Source organism: Janthinobacterium leeuwenhoeki (genome assembly GCF_051380795.1).
GTDB lineage: Bacteria > Pseudomonadota > Gammaproteobacteria > Burkholderiales > Burkholderiaceae_D > Janthinobacterium.
On the sequence record NZ_JBNYXT010000025.1, the window covers coordinates 45,038 to 64,219 of the forward strand.

The 19,182-nt window shown below is 62.2% G+C and carries 19 protein-coding genes; 17 read left to right on the forward strand and 2 right to left on the reverse strand.

The window, feature by feature from the left end:
* Positions 1–7 precede the first annotated feature (7 nt).
* From pilW to ACQ4WS_RS18340, 17 genes are all read left to right on the forward strand, one after another.
* Positions 8–739, forward strand: coding sequence for a type IV pilus biogenesis/stability protein PilW (gene pilW / locus ACQ4WS_RS18260; protein WP_436478507.1), 732 nt, complete (start codon positions 8–10; stop codon positions 737–739).
* Between the two features lie 13 nt (positions 740–752).
* The gene (locus tag ACQ4WS_RS18265; RefSeq protein ID WP_436478508.1) at positions 753–1,721 is read left to right on the forward strand and encodes a helix-turn-helix domain-containing protein; all 969 of its coding nucleotides are present in this window, start codon (positions 753–755) and stop codon (positions 1,719–1,721) included.
* A 38-nt stretch (positions 1,722–1,759) separates the two neighbouring features.
* Positions 1,760–3,022: a flavodoxin-dependent (E)-4-hydroxy-3-methylbut-2-enyl-diphosphate synthase gene (gene ispG, locus ACQ4WS_RS18270; RefSeq protein ID WP_436478509.1), complete on the forward strand. Its 1,263-nt coding sequence runs from the start codon at positions 1,760–1,762 to the stop codon at positions 3,020–3,022.
* A 51-nt stretch (positions 3,023–3,073) separates the two neighbouring features.
* Positions 3,074–4,435: a histidine--tRNA ligase gene (hisS, locus tag ACQ4WS_RS18275; RefSeq protein ID WP_436478510.1), complete on the forward strand. Its 1,362-nt coding sequence runs from the start codon at positions 3,074–3,076 to the stop codon at positions 4,433–4,435.
* A 54-nt stretch (positions 4,436–4,489) separates the two neighbouring features.
* Positions 4,490–5,158, forward strand: coding sequence for a YfgM family protein (locus ACQ4WS_RS18280; protein ID WP_436478511.1), 669 nt, complete (start codon positions 4,490–4,492; stop codon positions 5,156–5,158).
* Positions 5,159–5,243: 85 nt separating this feature from the next.
* Positions 5,244–6,389 (forward strand): outer membrane protein assembly factor BamB, encoded by a 1,146-nt coding sequence (gene bamB / locus ACQ4WS_RS18285; protein ID WP_436478512.1) that lies wholly within the window; start codon positions 5,244–5,246, stop codon positions 6,387–6,389.
* A 4-nt stretch (positions 6,390–6,393) separates the two neighbouring features.
* Positions 6,394–7,740: a ribosome biogenesis GTPase Der gene (gene der / locus ACQ4WS_RS18290; protein ID WP_034752028.1), complete on the forward strand. Its 1,347-nt coding sequence runs from the start codon at positions 6,394–6,396 to the stop codon at positions 7,738–7,740.
* 241 nt (positions 7,741–7,981) lie between these two features.
* Positions 7,982–8,218 (forward strand): RNA chaperone Hfq, encoded by a 237-nt coding sequence (gene hfq, locus ACQ4WS_RS18295; RefSeq protein ID WP_008450615.1) that lies wholly within the window; start codon positions 7,982–7,984, stop codon positions 8,216–8,218.
* Between the two features lie 114 nt (positions 8,219–8,332).
* Positions 8,333–9,556 carry a GTPase HflX gene (hflX, locus tag ACQ4WS_RS18300; protein ID WP_436478513.1) on the forward strand — a complete coding sequence of 408 codons (1,224 nt, stop codon included), beginning with the start codon at positions 8,333–8,335 and terminating at the stop codon, positions 9,554–9,556.
* Positions 9,557–9,558: 2 nt separating this feature from the next.
* Positions 9,559–10,851 (forward strand): FtsH protease activity modulator HflK, encoded by a 1,293-nt coding sequence (gene hflK / locus ACQ4WS_RS18305; RefSeq protein ID WP_436478514.1) that lies wholly within the window; start codon positions 9,559–9,561, stop codon positions 10,849–10,851.
* A complete protein-coding gene (gene hflC, locus ACQ4WS_RS18310) occupies positions 10,851–11,738 on the forward strand; it encodes a protease modulator HflC (protein ID WP_436478515.1) in 888 nt (295 codons plus the stop codon). The genes hflK and hflC overlap by 1 nt, the downstream gene beginning before the upstream one ends.
* 271 nt (positions 11,739–12,009) lie before the next feature.
* Positions 12,010–13,182, forward strand: a complete 1,173-nt coding sequence (locus tag ACQ4WS_RS18315) for an ATP phosphoribosyltransferase regulatory subunit (protein WP_436478516.1) — start codon at positions 12,010–12,012, stop codon at positions 13,180–13,182.
* A gap of 3 nt (positions 13,183–13,185) precedes the next feature.
* Positions 13,186–14,499: an adenylosuccinate synthase gene (locus ACQ4WS_RS18320; RefSeq protein ID WP_034752021.1), complete on the forward strand. Its 1,314-nt coding sequence runs from the start codon at positions 13,186–13,188 to the stop codon at positions 14,497–14,499.
* A 66-nt stretch (positions 14,500–14,565) separates the two neighbouring features.
* Positions 14,566–15,111 carry a phosphoribosyltransferase gene (locus ACQ4WS_RS18325; RefSeq protein WP_034752020.1) on the forward strand — a complete coding sequence of 182 codons (546 nt, stop codon included), beginning with the start codon at positions 14,566–14,568 and terminating at the stop codon, positions 15,109–15,111.
* Positions 15,112–15,177: 66 nt separating this feature from the next.
* Positions 15,178–15,687: a GNAT family N-acetyltransferase gene (locus ACQ4WS_RS18330; RefSeq protein ID WP_436478517.1), complete on the forward strand. Its 510-nt coding sequence runs from the start codon at positions 15,178–15,180 to the stop codon at positions 15,685–15,687.
* Complete coding sequence (locus ACQ4WS_RS18335; protein WP_436478518.1) at positions 15,684–16,610, forward strand: WD40 repeat domain-containing protein; 927 nt, start codon at positions 15,684–15,686, stop codon at positions 16,608–16,610. Before ACQ4WS_RS18330 ends, ACQ4WS_RS18335 begins: the two co-directional genes overlap by 4 nt.
* Positions 16,607–16,912, forward strand: a complete 306-nt coding sequence (locus ACQ4WS_RS18340; protein WP_436478519.1) for an NIPSNAP family protein — start codon at positions 16,607–16,609, stop codon at positions 16,910–16,912. The genes ACQ4WS_RS18335 and ACQ4WS_RS18340 overlap by 4 nt, the downstream gene beginning before the upstream one ends.
* 6 nt (positions 16,913–16,918) lie before the next feature.
* On the opposite strand, the gene ACQ4WS_RS18345 is transcribed toward ACQ4WS_RS18340, so the two are convergent.
* Together ACQ4WS_RS18345 and ACQ4WS_RS18350 are read right to left on the reverse strand one after the other, a co-directional pair.
* Positions 16,919–17,578 carry a glutathione S-transferase family protein gene (locus ACQ4WS_RS18345; protein WP_436478520.1) on the reverse strand — a complete coding sequence of 220 codons (660 nt, stop codon included), beginning with the start codon at positions 17,576–17,578 and terminating at the stop codon, positions 16,919–16,921.
* A 131-nt stretch (positions 17,579–17,709) separates the two neighbouring features.
* Positions 17,710–19,137, reverse strand: coding sequence for a Dyp-type peroxidase (locus ACQ4WS_RS18350; RefSeq protein ID WP_436478521.1), 1,428 nt, complete (start codon positions 19,135–19,137; stop codon positions 17,710–17,712).
* Between the last annotated feature and the right edge of the window lie 45 nt (positions 19,138–19,182).

Sequence of the window (19,182 nt, forward strand, 5' to 3'; positions counted from 1 at the left end):
CCTGGGCGTGCTGCTGGCCGGCTGTGCTTCCACCGCAGACAAGGAGCAAGCTGCATCTGTCGAGCAGCGCGCCGCCTTGCGCTTGCAGCTGGCCAGCGCCTATTATATGCAAGACCAGTTTGTGGTGGCTTTGGCCGAAGCGGAGCAGGCGGTGCAACTGGTGCCGGGCAACGCCCAGGTACGCGGCATGCGCGCCCTGATTTTTGCTGCCCTGCGCCAACCTGCGGCTGCTGAAAAAGATTTTCTTTACGCATTGCGCCTCGCGCCCCACAATCCCGAGTTGAGCAATAATTATGGCCTGTTTCTGTGCCAGACCGGGCGCGAGGCGCAGTCGTTGGCGTATTTTGATGCCGCTGTGCAAGATGTCGCCTATGGCACGCCTGAACTTGCGCTGCACAATGCGGCGGCATGCAGCCTGGTCATGAAAGATTACCCGCGCGCCGCCGGCTACTGGCTCAAGGCGGAGCGCATCGCACCTGGCGCGGCAATTACCTATGCCGGCCTGGTGCGCGTGTATTACCAACAGCAAGACTACCGGCAAGCGGCTCATTACCTTGAGCGGCTCGGTAAAGTAGCGACAATGGAGAGCCAGACGGCCGATGTGCTGTGGCTCGGGATCAAGGTGCAGCATAAGCTCGGGGATGCGGGTGCGGAAGCTGGCCTGGGGGCGCTTTTGCGCCACCACCATTCCGGCTCCCCCGAATATGCTGCTTATCAAAATGGGGCGTTTGATGAGTGAGACAGGAATACCAATGAATTCAGAGCGGGCAGAAACGCCTCAGCAGCAGCCCCAGGGCAATCTTGCGTTGGCAGGCGCACAGTTGAAGGCGCAGCGCGAAGCGCTGGGCTGGCCGGTGGAACAGGTGGCCGACCAGCTCAAGCTGGCGCCGCGCCAGGTGATCGCGCTGGAAGAGGGTGACATGGCGGCCTTGCCGAACGTGGCCGTGGTGCGCGGTTTCGTGCGCGCCTACGCCAAGGTGGTGCGTCTCGACGCGGCGCCGCTGGTGGCCATGATCGAAGTCCACCCGGCGCCAGCGCAAGACCAGGCCGCGCCCGTGCGGCGTGAAATTTCCGCCACGTTCTCGGAATCGCGCTTCCCGTCGATGACGCAGCGCTCGTCGAACCAGACTCCGCTGTGGATCGCCGGCGCCGTGGCCGTCGTCGTGGCGGCCGCTGTTGGCGCCTATAAACTCGGTTATGTGCCGGCCAGCCTGCTGTCCTCGCAGGCCGGGAAAGAAAGCGCGCATGCGGACGTGGGCCCCGTGGAAACCACCCTGATCAAGCCTGGCCAGGACTTGACGCCGGTGCAGTCGCCGTCCGTGCCCCTGATTTCCGTGCCGCCGCCACCAGGCAACGATACGCAGACAGGCGCTCCCGCCGCCGCTTCGGCGCCGGCCGCCGCCGTGCCGCCAGCTGCTGTGCCAGCCCCCGCGACAGCGGCGACGGCTGGCGTCACGCCGCCCGCCGCTGAAGCTGCCGTGGGCGCGAATGCGCTGGTGCTGAAGGTAGAGCAGGATTCCTGGGTGGAAATCCGCCGCCCTGGCAGCACGCCGCTGATTTCGCGCATGGTCAAGGCGGGCAGCACGGAGACATTCGATATCACGGGACCGGCCACCCTGGTGGTGGGCAAGCCGGGTGTGGTGCAGGCAACCTTGCGCGGCGCCAAGCTGGATCTGCCGACCGTTGCGGGCGGCACGATTTCGCGCGTCAGCATCAAATAATTGCAGTAATCGTTCAAGCAAACTTAGAAGATAATATTATGGCTACCTCGAAAACAGCGATCGGCTCCGGTCCATCCGGCCGGCGCGACAGCCGCAAGGTGCTGATCGCGCACGGCCAGCGCCAGATCTGGGTGGGCGGCGACGCCCCCGTAGTGGTGCAGTCGATGACGAACACGGATACGGCCGACGCCATCGGCACGGCGATTCAGATCAAGGAACTGGCGCGTGCCGGTTCGGAACTGGTGCGCCTGACGGTGGACCGTCCCGAGGCGGCTGCGGCCGTGCCCTACATCCGCGAGCAGCTCGACAAGATGGACATCGACGTGCCGCTGGTGGGCGATTTTCATTACAACGGCCATACCCTGCTCAACGATTACCCCGATTGCGCGCGCGCGCTGTCGAAATACCGCATCAATCCCGGCAACGTGGGCAAGGGCGCCAAGCGCGACACGCAATTTGCGCAAATGATCGAAGCGGCTTGCCGCTACGACAAGCCGGTGCGTATCGGCGTGAACTGGGGCAGCCTGGATCAGGCCTTGCTGGCGCGCATCATGGATGAAAACGCAGGCCGCACCGACCCATGGCCGGCGCAAGCCGTCATGTATGAGGCGCTGGTGACGTCGGCGATTGAAAACGCCGTGCGCGCCGAAGAGCTGGGCCTGGCGCGCGACAAGATCATTCTGTCGTGCAAGGTCTCGGGCGTGCAAGACCTGATCGCCGTGTACCGCGAACTGGCGCAGCGCTGCGACTATCCGCTGCACCTGGGCCTGACGGAAGCGGGCATGGGCAGCAAGGGCATCGTGGCGTCCACCGCGGCGCTGTCCGTGTTGCTGCAAGAAGGCATCGGCGACACCATCCGCATTTCGCTCACGCCCGAACCGGGCGGCGACCGCACGCGCGAAGTCATCGTCGGCCAGGAAATTTTGCAAACCATGGGCTTGCGCAAGTTCGCGCCCATGGTGATTGCTTGCCCGGGCTGTGGCCGCACGACGTCGACCACCTTCCAGGAGCTGGCCGACAACATTCAGACGTATTTGCGCGAGCAGATGCCGGAATGGAAAAAGTCGTATCCGGGCGTGGAAGCGATGAATGTGGCCGTCATGGGCTGCATCGTCAACGGTCCCGGTGAATCGAAGCATGCGAACATCGGCATCAGCCTGCCCGGCACGGGCGAGTCGCCTGCCGCGCCCGTGTTTGTCGACGGCGAAAAAGTCGTCACCCTGCGCGGCGAACGCATCGTCGAGGAATTCCAGGACATCGTCCTCAATTATGTTAAAAGCCATTATGGCGCAGCAGCGTAGGTCGGATTAGCGCTACGCGCGTAATCCGACAATCAAGTTAAAGAGAACACTATGTCCGAAAATAAAAAAGCAGATAAGATCACCGGCGTGAAAGGCATGAACGACGTGCTGCCAGCCGATGCCCCGCTGTGGGAATTGTTTGAAAACACGGCGCAATCCGTGCTGCAAAGCTATGGCTTCCAGCAGATCCGCACGCCGATCGTGGAAGAAACGAAATTGTTCGCGCGCGCCATCGGCGCCGTGACCGATATCGTGGAAAAGGAAATGTATTCGTTCACCGATTCGATGAACGGCGACAACCTGACCCTGCGCCCTGAAGGCACGGCTGGCGTGGTGCGCGCCGTGGTCGAGCACAACCTCGTCTACGAAGGCCCGAAGCGCCTGTGGTACAAGGGCCAGATGTTCCGCCACGAGCGTCCGCAAAAGGGCCGCTACCGCCAGTTCCACCAGTTTGGCGTGGAAGCCATCGGTTTTACGGGCCCCGATATCGACGCCGAGATCATCATGCTGTCGCGCCGCCTGTGGGATGACCTGGGCCTGGAAGGCATCCGCCTGGAATTGAATTCGATCGGTGACGCGGCCGAGCGCCTGCGCCACCGCGCCGACCTGATCAGCTACCTGGAAAGTCACAGCGAGCTGCTCGACGAAGAAGCCAAGCGCCGCCTGCACAGCAATCCGCTGCGCATCCTCGACACCAAGAACCCTGCCATGCAGGATCTGGTCAACGGCGCGCCGAAGCTGCTGGACTACCTGGGCGAGGAATCGCTGGCCCACTTCCACGGCGTGCAGAAGATCTTGAACCACAACAATATTCCTTTCACCATCAATCCACGCCTGGTGCGCGGCCTTGATTACTACAACCGCACGGTGTTCGAGTGGGTCAGCGACAAGCTGGGCGCGCAAGGCACGGTGTGCGCCGGTGGCCGCTATGACGGCATGGTGGAAATGTTTGGCGGCAAATCGACGCCGGCCGTCGGTTTCGGCATGGGCGTCGAGCGCCTGGTACTGCTGATGAAGGACGCGGCCGAGCCAGAACAACCGGCCCAGTGTGACGTGTACCTGGTGCACCAGGGTGAGCAGGCAGGCTTGCAAGCTTTCGTGCTGGCCGAGCGGATTCGCGATGCAGGCCTGGACGTTGTGCTACATTGCGCAGCGAGCAACGGTGGCGGCAGCTTCAAGACGCAAATGAAAAAAGCCGATGCCAGCGGTGCGGCGTTTGCCGTGATCATGGGCGACGATGAAATCGCCAACAATGTTGCCACGGTAAAAGCCATGCGCGAAGCCGATGCCGGCGCGCAGCAGAACACGGTGCCGTTCGACGATGTCGTCGATTACGTGGTGGACCAGATCATCGGCGACCACGATTGCGGCCATGACCACGGTCCTGGCGGCCACGTGCATCATCACCATTGATTTGCAGCAAGACCGTACTACCCTCGATCAACTACTCATTAAAACTGACGACCCATGGCATACGATCACGAAGAACAAGAACAACTGGCAACCCTCAAGGCCTGGTGGCAGCGCAATGGCAATCTGACCTCCTGGGTCCTGATCGTGGCGCTGGCAGGCTACAGTGGCTGGGCTGGCTGGCAGTACTACCAGCGCACGCAGGCTGCGCAAGCGGGCCAGCTGTACGACGAACTGCAAAACGCCATCGCCGCCAAGGACACCGCCAAGGTGACGCGCGCGGCTGGCGACATGCAATCGCGTTTCAGCGGCACGGCGTATGCGCAGATGAGCGCCCTGGCCGCGGCCAAGGTGGCGTTTGACGCGAATGACCTGAAAACGGCCAAGACCCAGTTGCAATGGGTCGCCGAGCACGGTACGGAAGAATACAAGGCCATCGCCAAGCTGCGCCTGGCTGGCGTCCTGCTGGACGAAAAAGCCTACGATGAAGCACTGAAAGTGCTGGCAACGGCTTCCGTGGCGCAATTTGCCGGTGCCGTGGCCGACCGCAAGGGCGACATCCTGGTGGCGCAAAACAAGCTGGCCGATGCCCGCACCGCTTACCTGGCCGCGATAGCCGCGACGGACAAGAACAATCCAGGCCGTCAACTGATCCAGGTCAAACTGGAGGCGATTGGCGGTACGGTACCGGAAGACAAGGCCAAGGCTGACAAGGCTGCCGCCTGACAGGAACACTGATGGTGTGGCCGCGCGGCGTGGTGCGCCGCCTGCCTTGCCTTTACAAGTACAAGAAAAAGGTTGGATAACACTTATGCGTGTCACTGAAAAGCTGGTAGCTGCAAGTCTGTTGGCCCTGATGGCCGGTTGCTCGTCCTGGAACCCGTTCGCCTCGAAAGATCCGAAAGTCGAACCGGCCAAGCTGGTCGAGTTAAAATCGAGCATCGCCGTGCGCGACGCCTGGAAGTATTCGATTGGCAAGGCCGGCGTGTACGCCTTCACGCCTGCACTGGCCGGCAACAGCCTGTACGTGGTCAACGCCGATGGCGCGCTGGCGCGCCTGGATGCGGCCAGCGGCCGTGAAACGTGGCGCATCAAGGCCGGCAGCGACATCACCTCCAGTGCCGGCAGCGATGGCACGGTCGTGGCCGTGGGCGCCGCGAAGGGCGCCGTGCTGGCGTTTGACGCCGACGGCAAGCAGCTGTGGAAGGCGCAGGCGTCCAGCGAAGTATTGACGGCGCCCGTCGTAGGGCAGGGCGTGGTCGTGGTGCGCAGCGTGGACAACCGCATCGTCGGCTTCGACGCCAGGACGGGCGAGCGCAAGTGGACGGTGCAGCGCGCCACGCCGGCATTGACCTTGCGCAATGCGCCGGGCATGGTGCTGGGCGGCGCGAACATCTACGTGGCCCAGCCGGGCGGCAAGTTGCTGGCACTGACGGCGGCCACCGGTGTGGTACGCTGGGAGATCGTCGTCAGCGAACCGCGCGGCGCTACCGAACTGGAGCGCGTCTCCGACATCGCCGGCACGCCGCTGGTGTTCGAAGGCGAAGTGTGCGCCGTCACGTACCAGGGCAAGGCGGGCTGCTTCGATGCCGCCACGGGCGTGCCGCGCTGGACCAAGCCGATCTCGTCCGATGTGGGCGTGGCCGTCGACCAGCGTTTCGTGTTTGTTGCCGACGCTCAGGGCGCCGTCGTGGCGTTCAGCCGCGAAGGCGGCCAGAGCGCCTGGAAGAATGAGGCGCTGGCGCGCCGCCGCCTGTCGACGCCGGCCTCTTTCGGCCGCAGCGTCGCCGTCGGCGACTATCAAGGTTACATCCACTTCCTGTCACGGGAAGATGGCGCATTAATAGGTCGTGTCAGCACCGATGGTAGCCCGATTGTTTCGGCTCCTGTTGTTGCCGGTTCGAATTTGATTTTTCAAACCCAATCAGGGACAGTGACCGCTCTCGCGGTCGAGTAATACAATGAAGCCGGTAATTGCACTAGTAGGTCGACCCAATGTTGGGAAATCGACTTTATTCAATCGTCTGACCCGCTCGCGCGATGCGCTGGTGGCGGATTTGCCTGGGTTGACGCGCGATCGTCACTATGGCGAAGGCCGTGTCGGCGAACGTCCCTTCCTGGTCATCGATACGGGTGGTTTCGAACCCGTCGCCAAGGAAGGCATCATGCACCAGATGGCACTGCAGACCAAGCAGGCCGTGGCCGAGGCCGACGTAGTGGTATTCATCGTGGACGGCCGCCAAGGCCTGACCCCGCATGACAAGACCATCGTCGACTTCCTGCGCAAGAGCGGTCGCCCGGTCTTGCTGGTGGTCAATAAAAGCGAAGGCATGCGCTATACGGCCGTCGTGTCCGAATTCTATGAATTGGGCATGGGCGATCCGTACGCGATCTCGTCGGCGCACGGCGACGGCGTCAACGACCTCGTCGAAGTGATGCTGGACCTGGCGTTCGCGCAGCGTCCGGATGAGCCTGAAGAGCTGGAAAAGACCGACCGCGGCATCAAGATCGCCCTTGTCGGCCGTCCGAACGTGGGCAAGTCGACCTTGATCAACACCCTGCTGGGCGAAGAGCGCGTGATCGCCTTCGACATGCCGGGCACGACGCGCGATTCGATCGAAATCCCGTTCGAGCGCGATGGCCAGCAGTACACCTTGATCGACACGGCCGGTATCCGCCGTCGCGGCAAGGTGTTTGAAGCGATCGAGAAATTCTCGGTAGTGAAAACCCTGCAGTCGATTTCCGAAGCCAACGTGGTGGTGCTGATGCTAGACGCGCAGCAGGATATCTCGGAGCAAGACGCGCATATCGCCGGCTTTATCCTGGAATCGGGCCGCGCGCTGGTCGTGGCCGTGAATAAATGGGATGGCCTGCAATCGCACGAGCGCGATGAAATCAAGATCGATATCGACCGCAAGCTCGATTTCCTCTCGTTCGCGCAGATGCATTTCATTTCGGCGCTGAAGGGCACCAACATCGGTCCACTGATGAAGTCGCTCAACGCCGCGTATGCGGCCGCCATGTGCGACCTGTCGACGCCGAAGCTGACGCGCGCCCTGATCGAGGCCGTGGAGAAGCAGGAGCCGCGCCGCAAGGGCTCAATCCGTCCGAAGCTGCGCTATGCTCACCAGGGCGGCATGAACCCGCCTGTGATCGTCATTCACGGCAATGCGCTCGACGCCGTTGGCGATCCCTACAAACGCTATCTGGAAAAACATTTCCGCGATACGTTTGCGCTGGTCGGCACACCGCTGCGCATCGAGCTGCGCACGGGTAAAAACCCGTTTGCGCGCACGCCAAGCAAGTAATGATTTAACAGCTGAATTAAGTGCATATTAAGGCGCCGCAGAGATAATGCGGCGCCGACAGCCAATTCAATGGCTTTTGCACGGAAATAATAAAGTGTTAATGCGCCATGCGCGACAGCGATCGCGAAAACAGGTTACAGTAGCTATGACGCATCTTTCTTTCTTTGAAAGGTGTGAGAGCACTTGAAATCAAGCGAGTCGCCTCCAATTCTTACACAACAACATAAACAACGGAGCTGTTATGAGCAACAAAGGGCAACTGTTACAAGACCCATTCCTCAATGCATTACGCAAAGAGCATGTTCCTGTCTCGATCTACCTGGTCAATGGCATTAAATTGCAGGGCCATATCGAATCGTTCGATCAATATGTCGTATTGCTGCGCAATACGGTGACACAGATGGTGTACAAGCATGCCATCTCCACAGTGGTGCCGGCCCGTGCCGTCAATCTCAATATTGAATCTGAAGCGGAGTAAAGCGTTGAGCTTGACGGCCCAGCGCCTTTCGCCCTCCATCGCCCCCGTCCGCGCCAGCGGCGCTGATGCGTTTGCATCGGCGTCGGCGTCCGCCCCAACTCATCAGATGCCATCATGCGCGCGGCACTAGTCGGGGTTGACTTCGGTCACAGCGACTTCGCCGCCAGCATGGAAGAACTCATGCTGTTGTCGCGTTCGGCTGGTGCAGACCCGATTTCCACCATCACGGCCAAGCGTTCCAGTCCCGATTCCGCGTATTTTGTCGGTAGCGGCAAGGCCGATGAAATTGGCGACGTCGTCGTCAACGATGGCCTGGAAATCGTCATTTTTAACCATGCCCTCTCACCTGCCCAGCAGCGCAATCTGGAAAAGCGCCTGAACGTGCGCGTGCTCGACCGTACCAGCCTGATCCTCGATATCTTCGCGCAACGCGCCAAGAGCCACGAGGGCAAGCTGCAAGTCGAGCTGGCCCAGCTGCAGCATCTGGCCACGCGCCTGATCCGCGGCTGGACCCACCTTGAGCGGCAAAAGGGCGGTATCGGCTTGCGCGGTCCCGGCGAGACGCAGCTTGAAACGGACCGCCGGCTGATCGGCGACCGTGTCAAGGCCTTGCGCGCGCGCCTGGAAAAGCTGCACAAGCAGCGCGAAACGCAGCGCCGCGCGCGCGGCCGCAATCACACATTCTCGGTGTCCCTGGTCGGCTATACCAATGCCGGCAAGTCGACCCTGTTCAATGCCGTGACCAAGGCCGGCGTGTATGTCGCCGACCAGTTGTTCGCCACCCTCGACACCACCTCGCGCCGGGTTTACCTGGGGCAGGAAGTGGGCAATGTGGTGATCTCGGACACGGTCGGTTTCGTGCGCGAATTGCCGCATCAGCTGGTGGCGGCATTTCGCGCCACGCTCGAAGAAACCATCCATGCCGATCTGCTGCTGCATGTCGTCGACGCTGCGTCGCCGGTACGCATGGAGCAGATCGAGCAGGTCAACCTGGTCTTGAAAGAGATCGGTGCCGATCATATTCCGCAAATCCTCGTGTGGAACAAAATCGATGCGGCCGGGCTGGAGCCTTCGGTGGAGCGCGACGAATATGCTACGATCAGTCGCGTGTTCGTCAGTGCGCAGAAGGGCAGCGGGCTTGACCTGCTGCGCGATGCGATTGTCGAGATGGCCAGGAAGGCGCCCGGTTCGGCCCACCTGTACCAGAACGACGCAGCACCGCAGGAAGATCAGTTGGACGGTCAGTACGACCAGCACGATGGCGCCGCCCCGGACCAGGACGAAGAGCCTGGCGAGGACGATACGATTTCCACCCACTCCCAAGTCGGAACACGATAGTTATGCTTGTCTCCCTACTCAAAAAAACAGGCTTGAAGTTGTCCCTGAACGATCCCCGCTGGGGCAATCGCAAGGACGACGGCAAGAAAGCCCAAGAAGGCAAAAAGCCCGGCGAAGGTCCGCCGGACCTCGATCAGTTGTGGCGCGATTTCAATCAGCGCCTGAACGCCTTTTTCGGACAGAAGAACCGTCCCGACAATGGCGGCAATAACAACGGCGGTGGCGGTGGTCCGCGTCCCGACATGAAGGGCGCCGGCATCACCGCCGGCGTGGTCGGCGTGATCGCCGTCTTCATCTGGCTCGCCAGCGGCGCCTTCATCGTGCAAGAGGGCCAGAGCGGCGTGGTGCTGACGTTTGGCCAATACACGCGCACGGCGCCGGCCGGTCTCAACTGGCGCTGGCCGTATCCGTTCCAGAGCGATGAAACCGTCAATGTGTCGCAGGTGCGCACGGTGGAAGTGGGGTATCGCACGTCGCTGCGCAACAAGCAGGCCAGCGAGTCGCTGATGCTGACGGACGATGAAAACATCATCGACATCCAGTTCGCGGTGCAGTACACGCTGAAAGATCCGGTGGAATGGCTGTTCAGCCTGCGCGATCAGGAAGACACCTTGCGCCAGGTCGCCGAGACGGCGATCCGCGAAGTGGTTGGCCGCAGCAAGATGGACTTCGTGCTGTATGAAGGCCGCGAAAAAGTGGCCTTCGACACGCAAAAATTGATGCAGCAGATTCTTGAAGGTTACAAGGCTGGCGTGTTGATTAACAACGTGACGATGCAGGCCGTGCAGCCGCCGGAGCAGGTGCAAGCCGCCTTCGACGATGCCGTCAAGGCAGGCCAGGACCGTGAGCGCCAGAAGAATGAAGGCCAGGCCTACGCCAATGACGTCATTCCGAAAGCCCGTGGTGCCGCTTTCCGCCTGGTGCAGGAAGCCGAGGCCTACCGGGCCATGGTGACCGAGAACTCCGAAGGTAATGCCTCGCGCTTCAAGCAGGTGCTGGTCGAGTACCAGAAGGCGCCAGCCGTCACGCGCGACCGCATGTACCTGGAAACGATGCAGCAAGTGTTCAGCAGTGCCAGCAAGGTCATGGTTGACGCCAAGACGGGCAGCAATCTGCTGTATCTGCCGCTCGACAAGCTGATCGCCCAGACGGCTGCCACCGATGCTGCCGCTGCCGCCGCCCGTGCTGCCGCGACACCCGCAGCCAACACCGTTTTGCCACAGGAAGCCATGCCGACAGTAGAAGTCAATCAGCGCCGCGACAGCCGCTCTTCGCGTGAACGGGAGAGCCGCTAATGAACCGTATCGTTGCCGCCCTGATCGCGGGCTTTATCGCGATCATGCTCCTTTCCTCGACCGTGTTTGTCGTCGATCAGCGTAAATACGCCGTCGTCTTCGCCCTTGGTGAAGTCAAGGACGTGATCAGCGAACCTGGCTTGTACTTCAAGCTGCCGCCGCCGTTCCAGAACGTCATCTACCTGGACAAGCGGATCCTGACGCTCGATACGCCGGAGCCGGAACGCTTCATCACAGCCGAGAAGAAGAATATCCTCGTCGACGCGTATGTGAAGTGGCGCATCGTCAATCCGAAGACATACTTCCGCAGCTTCGGCGGCGATGAAAGTCGCGCCCGCAACCGCATGTCGCAAATCGTCAAGGCCGCCCTGAACGATGAAATCACCAAGCGCACCGTGCGCGAAGTGATCTCGGGCGAGCGCGGCAAGGTGATGCAGGCGATCAAGACCAAGGTGGCGGCCGAGGCCGAGGCCATCGGCGTGGGCATCGTCGATGTGCGCCTGAAACGCGTCGATTACGTCGAGCAGATCAATAACTCCGTGTACGAGCGCATGAAGTCCGAGCGCGTGCGCGTGGCCAATGAGCTGCGTTCGACCGGTTCGGCCGACTCCGAGAAGATCCGCGCCGATGCCGACAAGCAGCGCACGGTGATCCTGGCCGAAGCGTATCGCGAAGCCGAGAAGATCCGCGGCGAGGGCGATGCCAAGGCATCGCAGGTGTATGCGGAAGCGTTTGGCAAGAATCCGGAGTTCTACAAGTTTTACCGTAGCCTGGAAGCCTACCGCGCCACGTTCAAGGACAAGGGCGACGTGATGGTGGTCGATCCGAGTTCGGAATTCTTCAAGTACTTCAAGGGCGGCGGCGCAGCCGGTTCGGCCAAGAAGTAAGGCAGCATCGAGACTGCACCGGGCCGCAAGGTCGGGTGGCAGCAGCAGCGGGGCCGGCATCGATGCCGGCCCCGTTTTTTTGTGCCCGCCATGCTGTTGCGGGAAGGCGTAAAATGCGGGGTTTTTAGGGCTGTGCGGCAGCGTTTCGGACAACTTATCCCTAAAGGCCCGTGTTTTCGCGTAAAATATCAGGTTCGGCCTCTTGCTTGGCGCGCCCGCCGCTGTCTCGCATGATGCATTTTTTCAACTTTCTTCCGTATCTCGCTCCCTCATGCCGAATTGGCTTTTGCCCGAAAATATTGCCGATGTTCTGCCGTCGGAAGCGCGCAAGATCGAAGAGCTGCGCCGCCTCATGCTGGATAATTTCCGTCTGTACGGATATGAACTGGTCATGCCGCCGCTGCTCGAGTATCTGGAATCGCTGATGACTGGCGCTGGCAAGGATACCGACCTGCGCACGTTCAAGCTGGTCGACCAGCTGTCGGGCCGCATGCTCGGCCTGCGTGCCGACATGACGACGCAAGTGGCGCGCATCGACGCGCACCTGCTCAACCGTGCCACCGTGACCCGCCTGTGCTACGCCGGCAGCGTGCTGCATACTCGTCCGTCGGGTCTGCACGCCACCCGCGAACCGCTGCAGATCGGCGCCGAAATCTATGGCCACGCCGGCCTGGAAGCCGATGCCGAGATCCAGGAACTGGCGCTCGCTTCGCTGGCACTGGCCGGTTTCGATAGCGTGCGCCTGGATTTGTCGCACGTTGGCCTGTTGCGCGCTATCATTGCGCAAGATGCCGCTGCCGTGCGCGACGAGGCTGCGTTGTACACCTTGCTGCGCGCGAAAGATGCGCCGGGCTTGCGTGCGCTGACCGCCGCCTACGATCCCGTCACCCGCGATGCGCTGCTGGCCTTGCCGAATCTGTACGGCGACATCGACGTGCTGGCGCGTGCGCGCCAAGTGCTGCCGCCGTTGCCGGGCGTACTGAAGGCGCTGGCCGAGCTGGCCGCGCTGGCAGCGACTGTGGAAACCAAGGCCCTGGGCCGCGCCGAAGTGGCGATCGACCTGGCCGACCTGCGCGGCTACCAGTATGAAAGTGGCGCGATGTTTGCGCTGTATGTACCTGGCTTGCCGAACGCGGTTGCGCGCGGCGGCCGTTATGACCACGTCGGCGAAGCGTTCGGCCGGGCTCGTCCCGCGACCGGCTTCTCGCTCGATTTGCGCGAACTGGCGCGCCTGTTGCCGACCGCGGAACGGAAGCATTCGATCCGCGCGCCGTGGGGCAGCGCGCCAGAATTGAAGGAAAAAATCGCCGAGTTGCGCAAGGCGGGCGAGGTCGTGATCCAGAGTATGCCGGGTCACAGTAATGAACAAGACGAGTTCGAGTGCGATCGCGTGCTGGTACTTGCCGATAATGGTAGTAGCTGGATTCTTAAAAACTTAGGTTGAGTGATGTCAAAGAAAATTATGGCAAAGAACGTTGTTGTCATCGGCACCCAATGGGGCGATGAAGGTAAAGGCAAGATCGTCGATTGGCTGACCGATCACGCCCAAGGTGTGGTGCGCTTCCAGGGTGGCCACAATGCAGGCCACACGCTGGTCATCGGTGGCGTCAAAACCGCGCTGCAGCTGATCCCGTCGGGCATCATGCGTCCAGGCGTCGCCTGCTATATCGGTAACGGCGTGGTCGTTTCCGTGCCGGACGTGCTGCGCGAAATCGACAAGCTCGAAGCTGTCGGCGTCGAAGTCGCCTCCCGCCTGAAAGTGTCGGACGCTGCGCCCGTGATCCTGCCTTACCACACTGCGATCGACCTGGCGCGTGAAGCCAAGCGTGGCGATGCGAAGATCGGCACCACCGGCAAGGGCATCGGCCCGGCCTACGAAGACAAGGTGGCGCGCCGCGCGATCCGTATCGCCGACCTGCTGAACGAGAAGCGCTTTGCTGAAAAGCTGGCCGAAAACCTCGATTACCACAACTTCGTGCTGGAAAACTACCTGAAGGCGCCGAAAGTCGACTATCAGAAGACCCTCGACGACGCGCTGGCCTATGTGCCGCGTCTGCGTCCGATGGTCACCGACGTGTCGAGCGCGCTGTACAAGGCGCACAAGGCCGGCGCGAACCTGCTGTTCGAAGGCGCGCAGGGTTCCCTGCTCGACGTCGACCACGGCACCTATCCATTCGTCACCTCGTCGAACTGCGTGGCCGGCAATGCCGCCGCCGGTTCGGGCGTGGGCCCGGGCATGCTGCACTACATCATGGGCATCACCAAGGCCTACACGACGCGCGTCGGTTCCGGCCCGTTCCCTTCGGAACTGCCAACGGATGCAGGCGTCGGCCACCACCTGGCGCAAGTCGGCCATGAATTCGGCACCGTGACGGGCCGTGCCCGCCGCTGCGGCTGGTTCGACGCCGCCTTGTTGCGTCGCTCCGTGCAGATCAACGGTGTGACGGGCATGTGCCTGACCAAGCTGGACGTGCTGGACGGTATCGAAACGCTGAAACTGTGCACCGGCTACACCATCGACGGCGTGGCCACGGACATCTTCCCATCGGGCGCTGAAGAAGCCGCCCGTTGCGTACCTGTGTACGAAGAGATGCCAGGCTGGACGGAAAGCACGGTCGGCGCGAAATCGCTGGCGGCCCTGCCAGCAACAGCGCGCGCTTACATCAAGCGTATCGAAGAACTGGTCGGCGTGCCGGTGGACATGGTTTCGACCGGTCCGGATCGTGAAGAAACGATCGTACTGCGCCACCCATTCGAGTAAGCTGCTGGACACAATCCGCCGCAAGGCGGATTTTTTTAATCACGCTAATAATAAGATTCCACTATCATGACTACCCCACAATCGAACGATCAACATCTCTGGGTCAACTGGGAAGAGTATCACCGCCTGATCGAGCGCCTGGCGCTCAAGGTCTATGAATCGGGCTGGAAATTTGACCAGGTATTGTGCCTGGCGCGCGGCGGCGTGCGTCCCGGCGACGTGTTCTCGCGCATTTTTGATTTGCCATTGGCCATCCTGTCGACCAGCTCCTACCGCGAAGACGCGGGCACGGTGCGCGGCGACCTCGATATCGCCAAGTACATGACCATGACCAAGGGCCCGCTGGCCGGCCGCATCCTGCTGGTCGACGACCTGGCCGATTCGGGCGTCACGCTGGACAAGGTCACGCGTCACCTGAAGGAAAACTTCCCTGACGTGACCGAAGTCAAATCGGCCGTGATCTGGCTGAAGGGCTGCTCCGTCGTGCGTCCTGACTACTTCCTCGACGAACTGCCGCACAACCCGTGGATCCATCAGCCGTTCGAAGACTATGACGGCCTGCGTCCGCACCAGCTGGCCGCGTGGATCAAGAAAGGCGAAGCAGGCAAGTAATTCGCTTGCACTCTTGCTAAAAAAAGACGATCGTGTATCGTCTTTTTTTTCGTCCAAGGAAATGCGATGACCATACTGACGACGGCGCGCCTGCGCCTGGAACCGATTACCGAAAACCACTACGAGCGCATGCGCACGCTCAACACCGATCCCGAGGTGATGACGTATCTGAACGCGGGACAGCCCGAAGCGGAAGAGGACACGCGCGCCGCCGTTGCGCGGCTGGTGGGGCGCTGGGCCGAGTGGGGCTATTCCTGGTGGGCGCTGATTCGCCTCGATGACGGCGAGATGGTGGGCATGGCTTGCCTGCAGCACCTCGATGGCGAAAAAAATAAACCGCACGAAATCGGCTGGCGCCTGGCGCGCACGGGCTGGGGGCAGGGCTATGCCAGCGAGGCGGCCGCCGCCATCGTCGCGCATGCGTTTGACGTCGTCGGCGCGCCCGAAGTGGTGGCCGTGGCGCACCCGGACAACGCCGCCTCGATCAAGGTCATGACGCGCCTGGGCATGCAATACGTGGGCATGGAACGCCATTACGATATCGATAGCGTCGTGTACCGCCTGGCGCGCCCATGACGGCAGCGCGCACACCTTTGAAGCTGGGCTGCAGCTACGGCGTGCGCTTTTCACCGGATGGCACGCGCCGGGCCGTACTGGGCCGCGACCTGGTCCTGTGGGACGTGGCGGCGCGGACCAAGCTGTGGCGCGGCAAATTCATCGCGCACATGTCGGGCATGGCCTTCTCGCCCGATGGTAGCCGGCTGGCCATCAAGAGCACGACGGGCCAGCTGGCCGTGGTGGATGCGCAGGCGGGCCAGTTGCTGCTGAACTTCCAGAACAAGAAGGATGGCGAAGGCTGCGGCCCCGCGTGGTCGCCGTGCGGCCGGTATCTGGCCGACGGCGGCTGGGATGGCCGTCTGCGGGTGCGCGCGGCGCAAACGGGCGAGTCGCTGTTCACGCAGGTGTATCCGGGCGAGATGCTGCGGGGTGTCTACGCCATCGATGGCGGGCGGCGTTTGCTGCTCCAGCATGGCGTCAAATCGGTGGACGAGGGGCAGGTGCAACCGCCTGATTACTGCAGTGTATGGGACTGGCCCTTGCAAGACGGCGGCGGGCGCAAGGTGCTGTCGCTGCCAGGCTTGAAGTCCTGCGCGCCATCGCCGGACGGAAAGTATCTGGCCGTGCTGCACCATGCGGGCGGCGAGGAGTATCTGTCCATGTACGCGCTGGCCGACGGCCGCTGTCTGGCCAAGGTGCCCGTGGAGGCGGGTGGCGGCACGGGTAACGGCTTGCGCTGGCTGCCCGACGGCAGCGCGCTGGGACGCATCGGCAAGGGCAAGCTGCTGTTTTACGGCTGGCCCGGGCTCGGCGTGCTGGCGCAGGAAGATTTTATCTATCCCTGCGCGCTGGACTTTTTGCCTGGCTCGCCACTGGCCGCCATCGGCTCCTGGGAATCTGGCATGCTGATGGATCTGAACCTTCACAAGGAAACCGCATGATCACCTGTTATTTGCGTTACATCATCGACCCGTATAAATTGCGGGAATTCGAAGCTTACGGCAAGCTGTGGATACCGCTGGTCGAACGTTTCGGCGGCCAGCACCACGGCTACTTTTTACCGTCCGAAGGCGCCAACAACGTCGCGCTGGCCATGTTCTCGTTTCCCAGCCTGGCCCTGTACGAACAGTACCGCAGCGACTCGATGCAGGATGCCGAATGCCAGGCCGCCTTCCGCTACGCGGAAGAGACGCGCTGCATCGTCAGCTATGAGCGCAGCTTTTTCCGCCCCGTGTTTGGCTGAACAGGGTCAATCGCGCTGCGGAGCGCCCAGGGGGAAGAGGTGGCGGTATGGGCGCGCCTCTTCCACCGCGCGGGCGAACGATGGGCGGGCCAGCAGGCGCGCGCGGTAGGCGCGCAGCATGGGCAGCGTTGCGGGAATCGGCTGGGTCCAATCCGCATAGAACAGAGAGGGGGCGGCGGCGCAGTCGGCCAGGCTGAAGTGTTCGCCGGCGGCCCACGTCTTGCCTGCCAGGTGGGCTTCCAGCCAGGCGTAGGCGAGGTCCAGCTGTTCTCCGGCAAACGCGCGTCCCTCCCGGGTCTTCGCCGGGTCGCCAGTCAGGGCGGCACTGACGGCATGCTGCACTTGTGTCATGACGTGCAGGTCGAAGTAGCGGTCGAGAAAACGCACATCCAGCGCCTGCATCGTATCATCGGGCAGCAGGCGTAGCGGGCCCGGATGGGCGAGTTGCAGATATTCGATGATGATGCTGGTCTCGGCGATGTTGCGTTCCCCATCCACCAGTAGTGGAAACTTGCGCAGCGGCCAGCGCTCCAGCCACTGCTGCAGGTGCTGCGGCATGTCCGGCGCCAGGCAGAGGAAGGCGAACGGTATGGCGTTCTCGTACAGGGCGATGAGCACCTTCTGCGTGTACGAGGAAAAAGGATGGCCGTAGAGGATGAGCGACACGGTGGGATCTCCTGTGCAAGGTTGGCAACGCACGCGTGCGGCAACGATAGTGCAATGACAGTATCAATGCAAGCGATCCGGGCCGTACGTACGCCTGCCGTTCCCGCTCGCATCCGTGTCCCGTCCGCCGCCTAGCCGAGGTTCGCCAGGTAGCGCAATCCCGTGATGCTGGGGAAGAAACAATATACGCCGCCACGCGTGATGACGCTGCGCGAGAAATGCTGCAGTTTCGTATTGCCGCTGCCCTTGGCGCCCACCCCGGGCAAGGTGAAGGAACTGACAGCAGGGTCGTTGATACCCAGGAACACGTCCTGGCCGCTGATGTTGAGCGTGGCATTGCCCGCCTCTGGACCGGCCGGACCGACGGCCGATTTGACGAAAGTATCATCATTGTTCCATTGCTTCATCAGGAATTCGAACTGATTGCGCAGGCTGGCATTGATGAAATAGCCGACCAGGCCGCGCTGCGCTGCGATGGGGGCGGCCGGATCATATTCGCTACCGTAGGGCATGGCGCGCCGCACGATGCGGTGGTGGCGGGCGGAGGCGCCCACGACGGCTTCGTCGCGCGGATTGTTGCGCCGGATATGCGAGCCGATCGGGCATTTCAGACCCAGCGTGTCGTCCAGTTCCGGCTGTCCATCGACATAGTGAAAGCGGTTCAGGCTGGCGTCCGGCAGTGCGGGGCCTGCCTCGTCCGGGCTGAGCACGAGCGGATTGCCGTTGCGCCAGCGCCCGCACATCTTGGCTGCCACCATTTCGGTCGTGAGTCCGGAACTGGCCGCGCCCTGCCTCAGGATGCTGTCGAACAGGGGCACGTCCTGCTCCAGGATGCGGAAGGCGGCATAGCTGCCATTGGTGGACAATTGCGGCGGCTGCACCTGGTAGGTACCGCCGTTTTCATTCTGATAGCCGAGCAGGAATTCTCCCGTCATGACGCTGTTGAGCGGGTCAGGGTCGTGCTCGTGCTTGCGCTGCGGGGCGCCATCGATGTCCGGCTGGGCGATGCTGTCACGGTAGCCGAAATGCACGCGGTTGTCTGGCAGGGCCACACCGTCGTGCGCATACAGTTCACGCCAGCCGGCGGCAAAGGCGCTGCGTAGTTTGGCCGACGTCGCCTGCAGTACTTCCTCCGATTCGCTGACCCATAGGCTCAGCAGCGCATGCACCTGCTCATTCTCGGTGGCCGGTCCCAGGTTGCCCAGCCAATGTGCGGGGGCGCTGGCGCCCACGTCGCCCACGGCAGCGATGCTGAGCGGATCGGTGGCGCCGCGTTGAAATGCCGGGTCAAAGGTGGTCAGATCGGCCGCATTGACTCCCAGCGCAGACAGGCCGGGAGCGGTAAAACTGAGGTTCAGGAAGCAGGGCGGCTTGGGATGGATATGGCGCGCGGTGGTAATGGACGGCAGTCCGTCGCTGCCGTCGAGCAGAGCCGCGATGGTGCGCCGTGCCTGCGCCGCATCCGTGATGCTGAAGATGAAATGGCGCGCCAGGTTGACGCGGTAGCCGCGCAGGATCGTGCCTTGCACCTCGTCGTAATCGATGGTGGGATCGGCCATGCTGTCTCCGGGGGCTGGGGTTGTGGCTGGCAGGGTGGTGGGGCC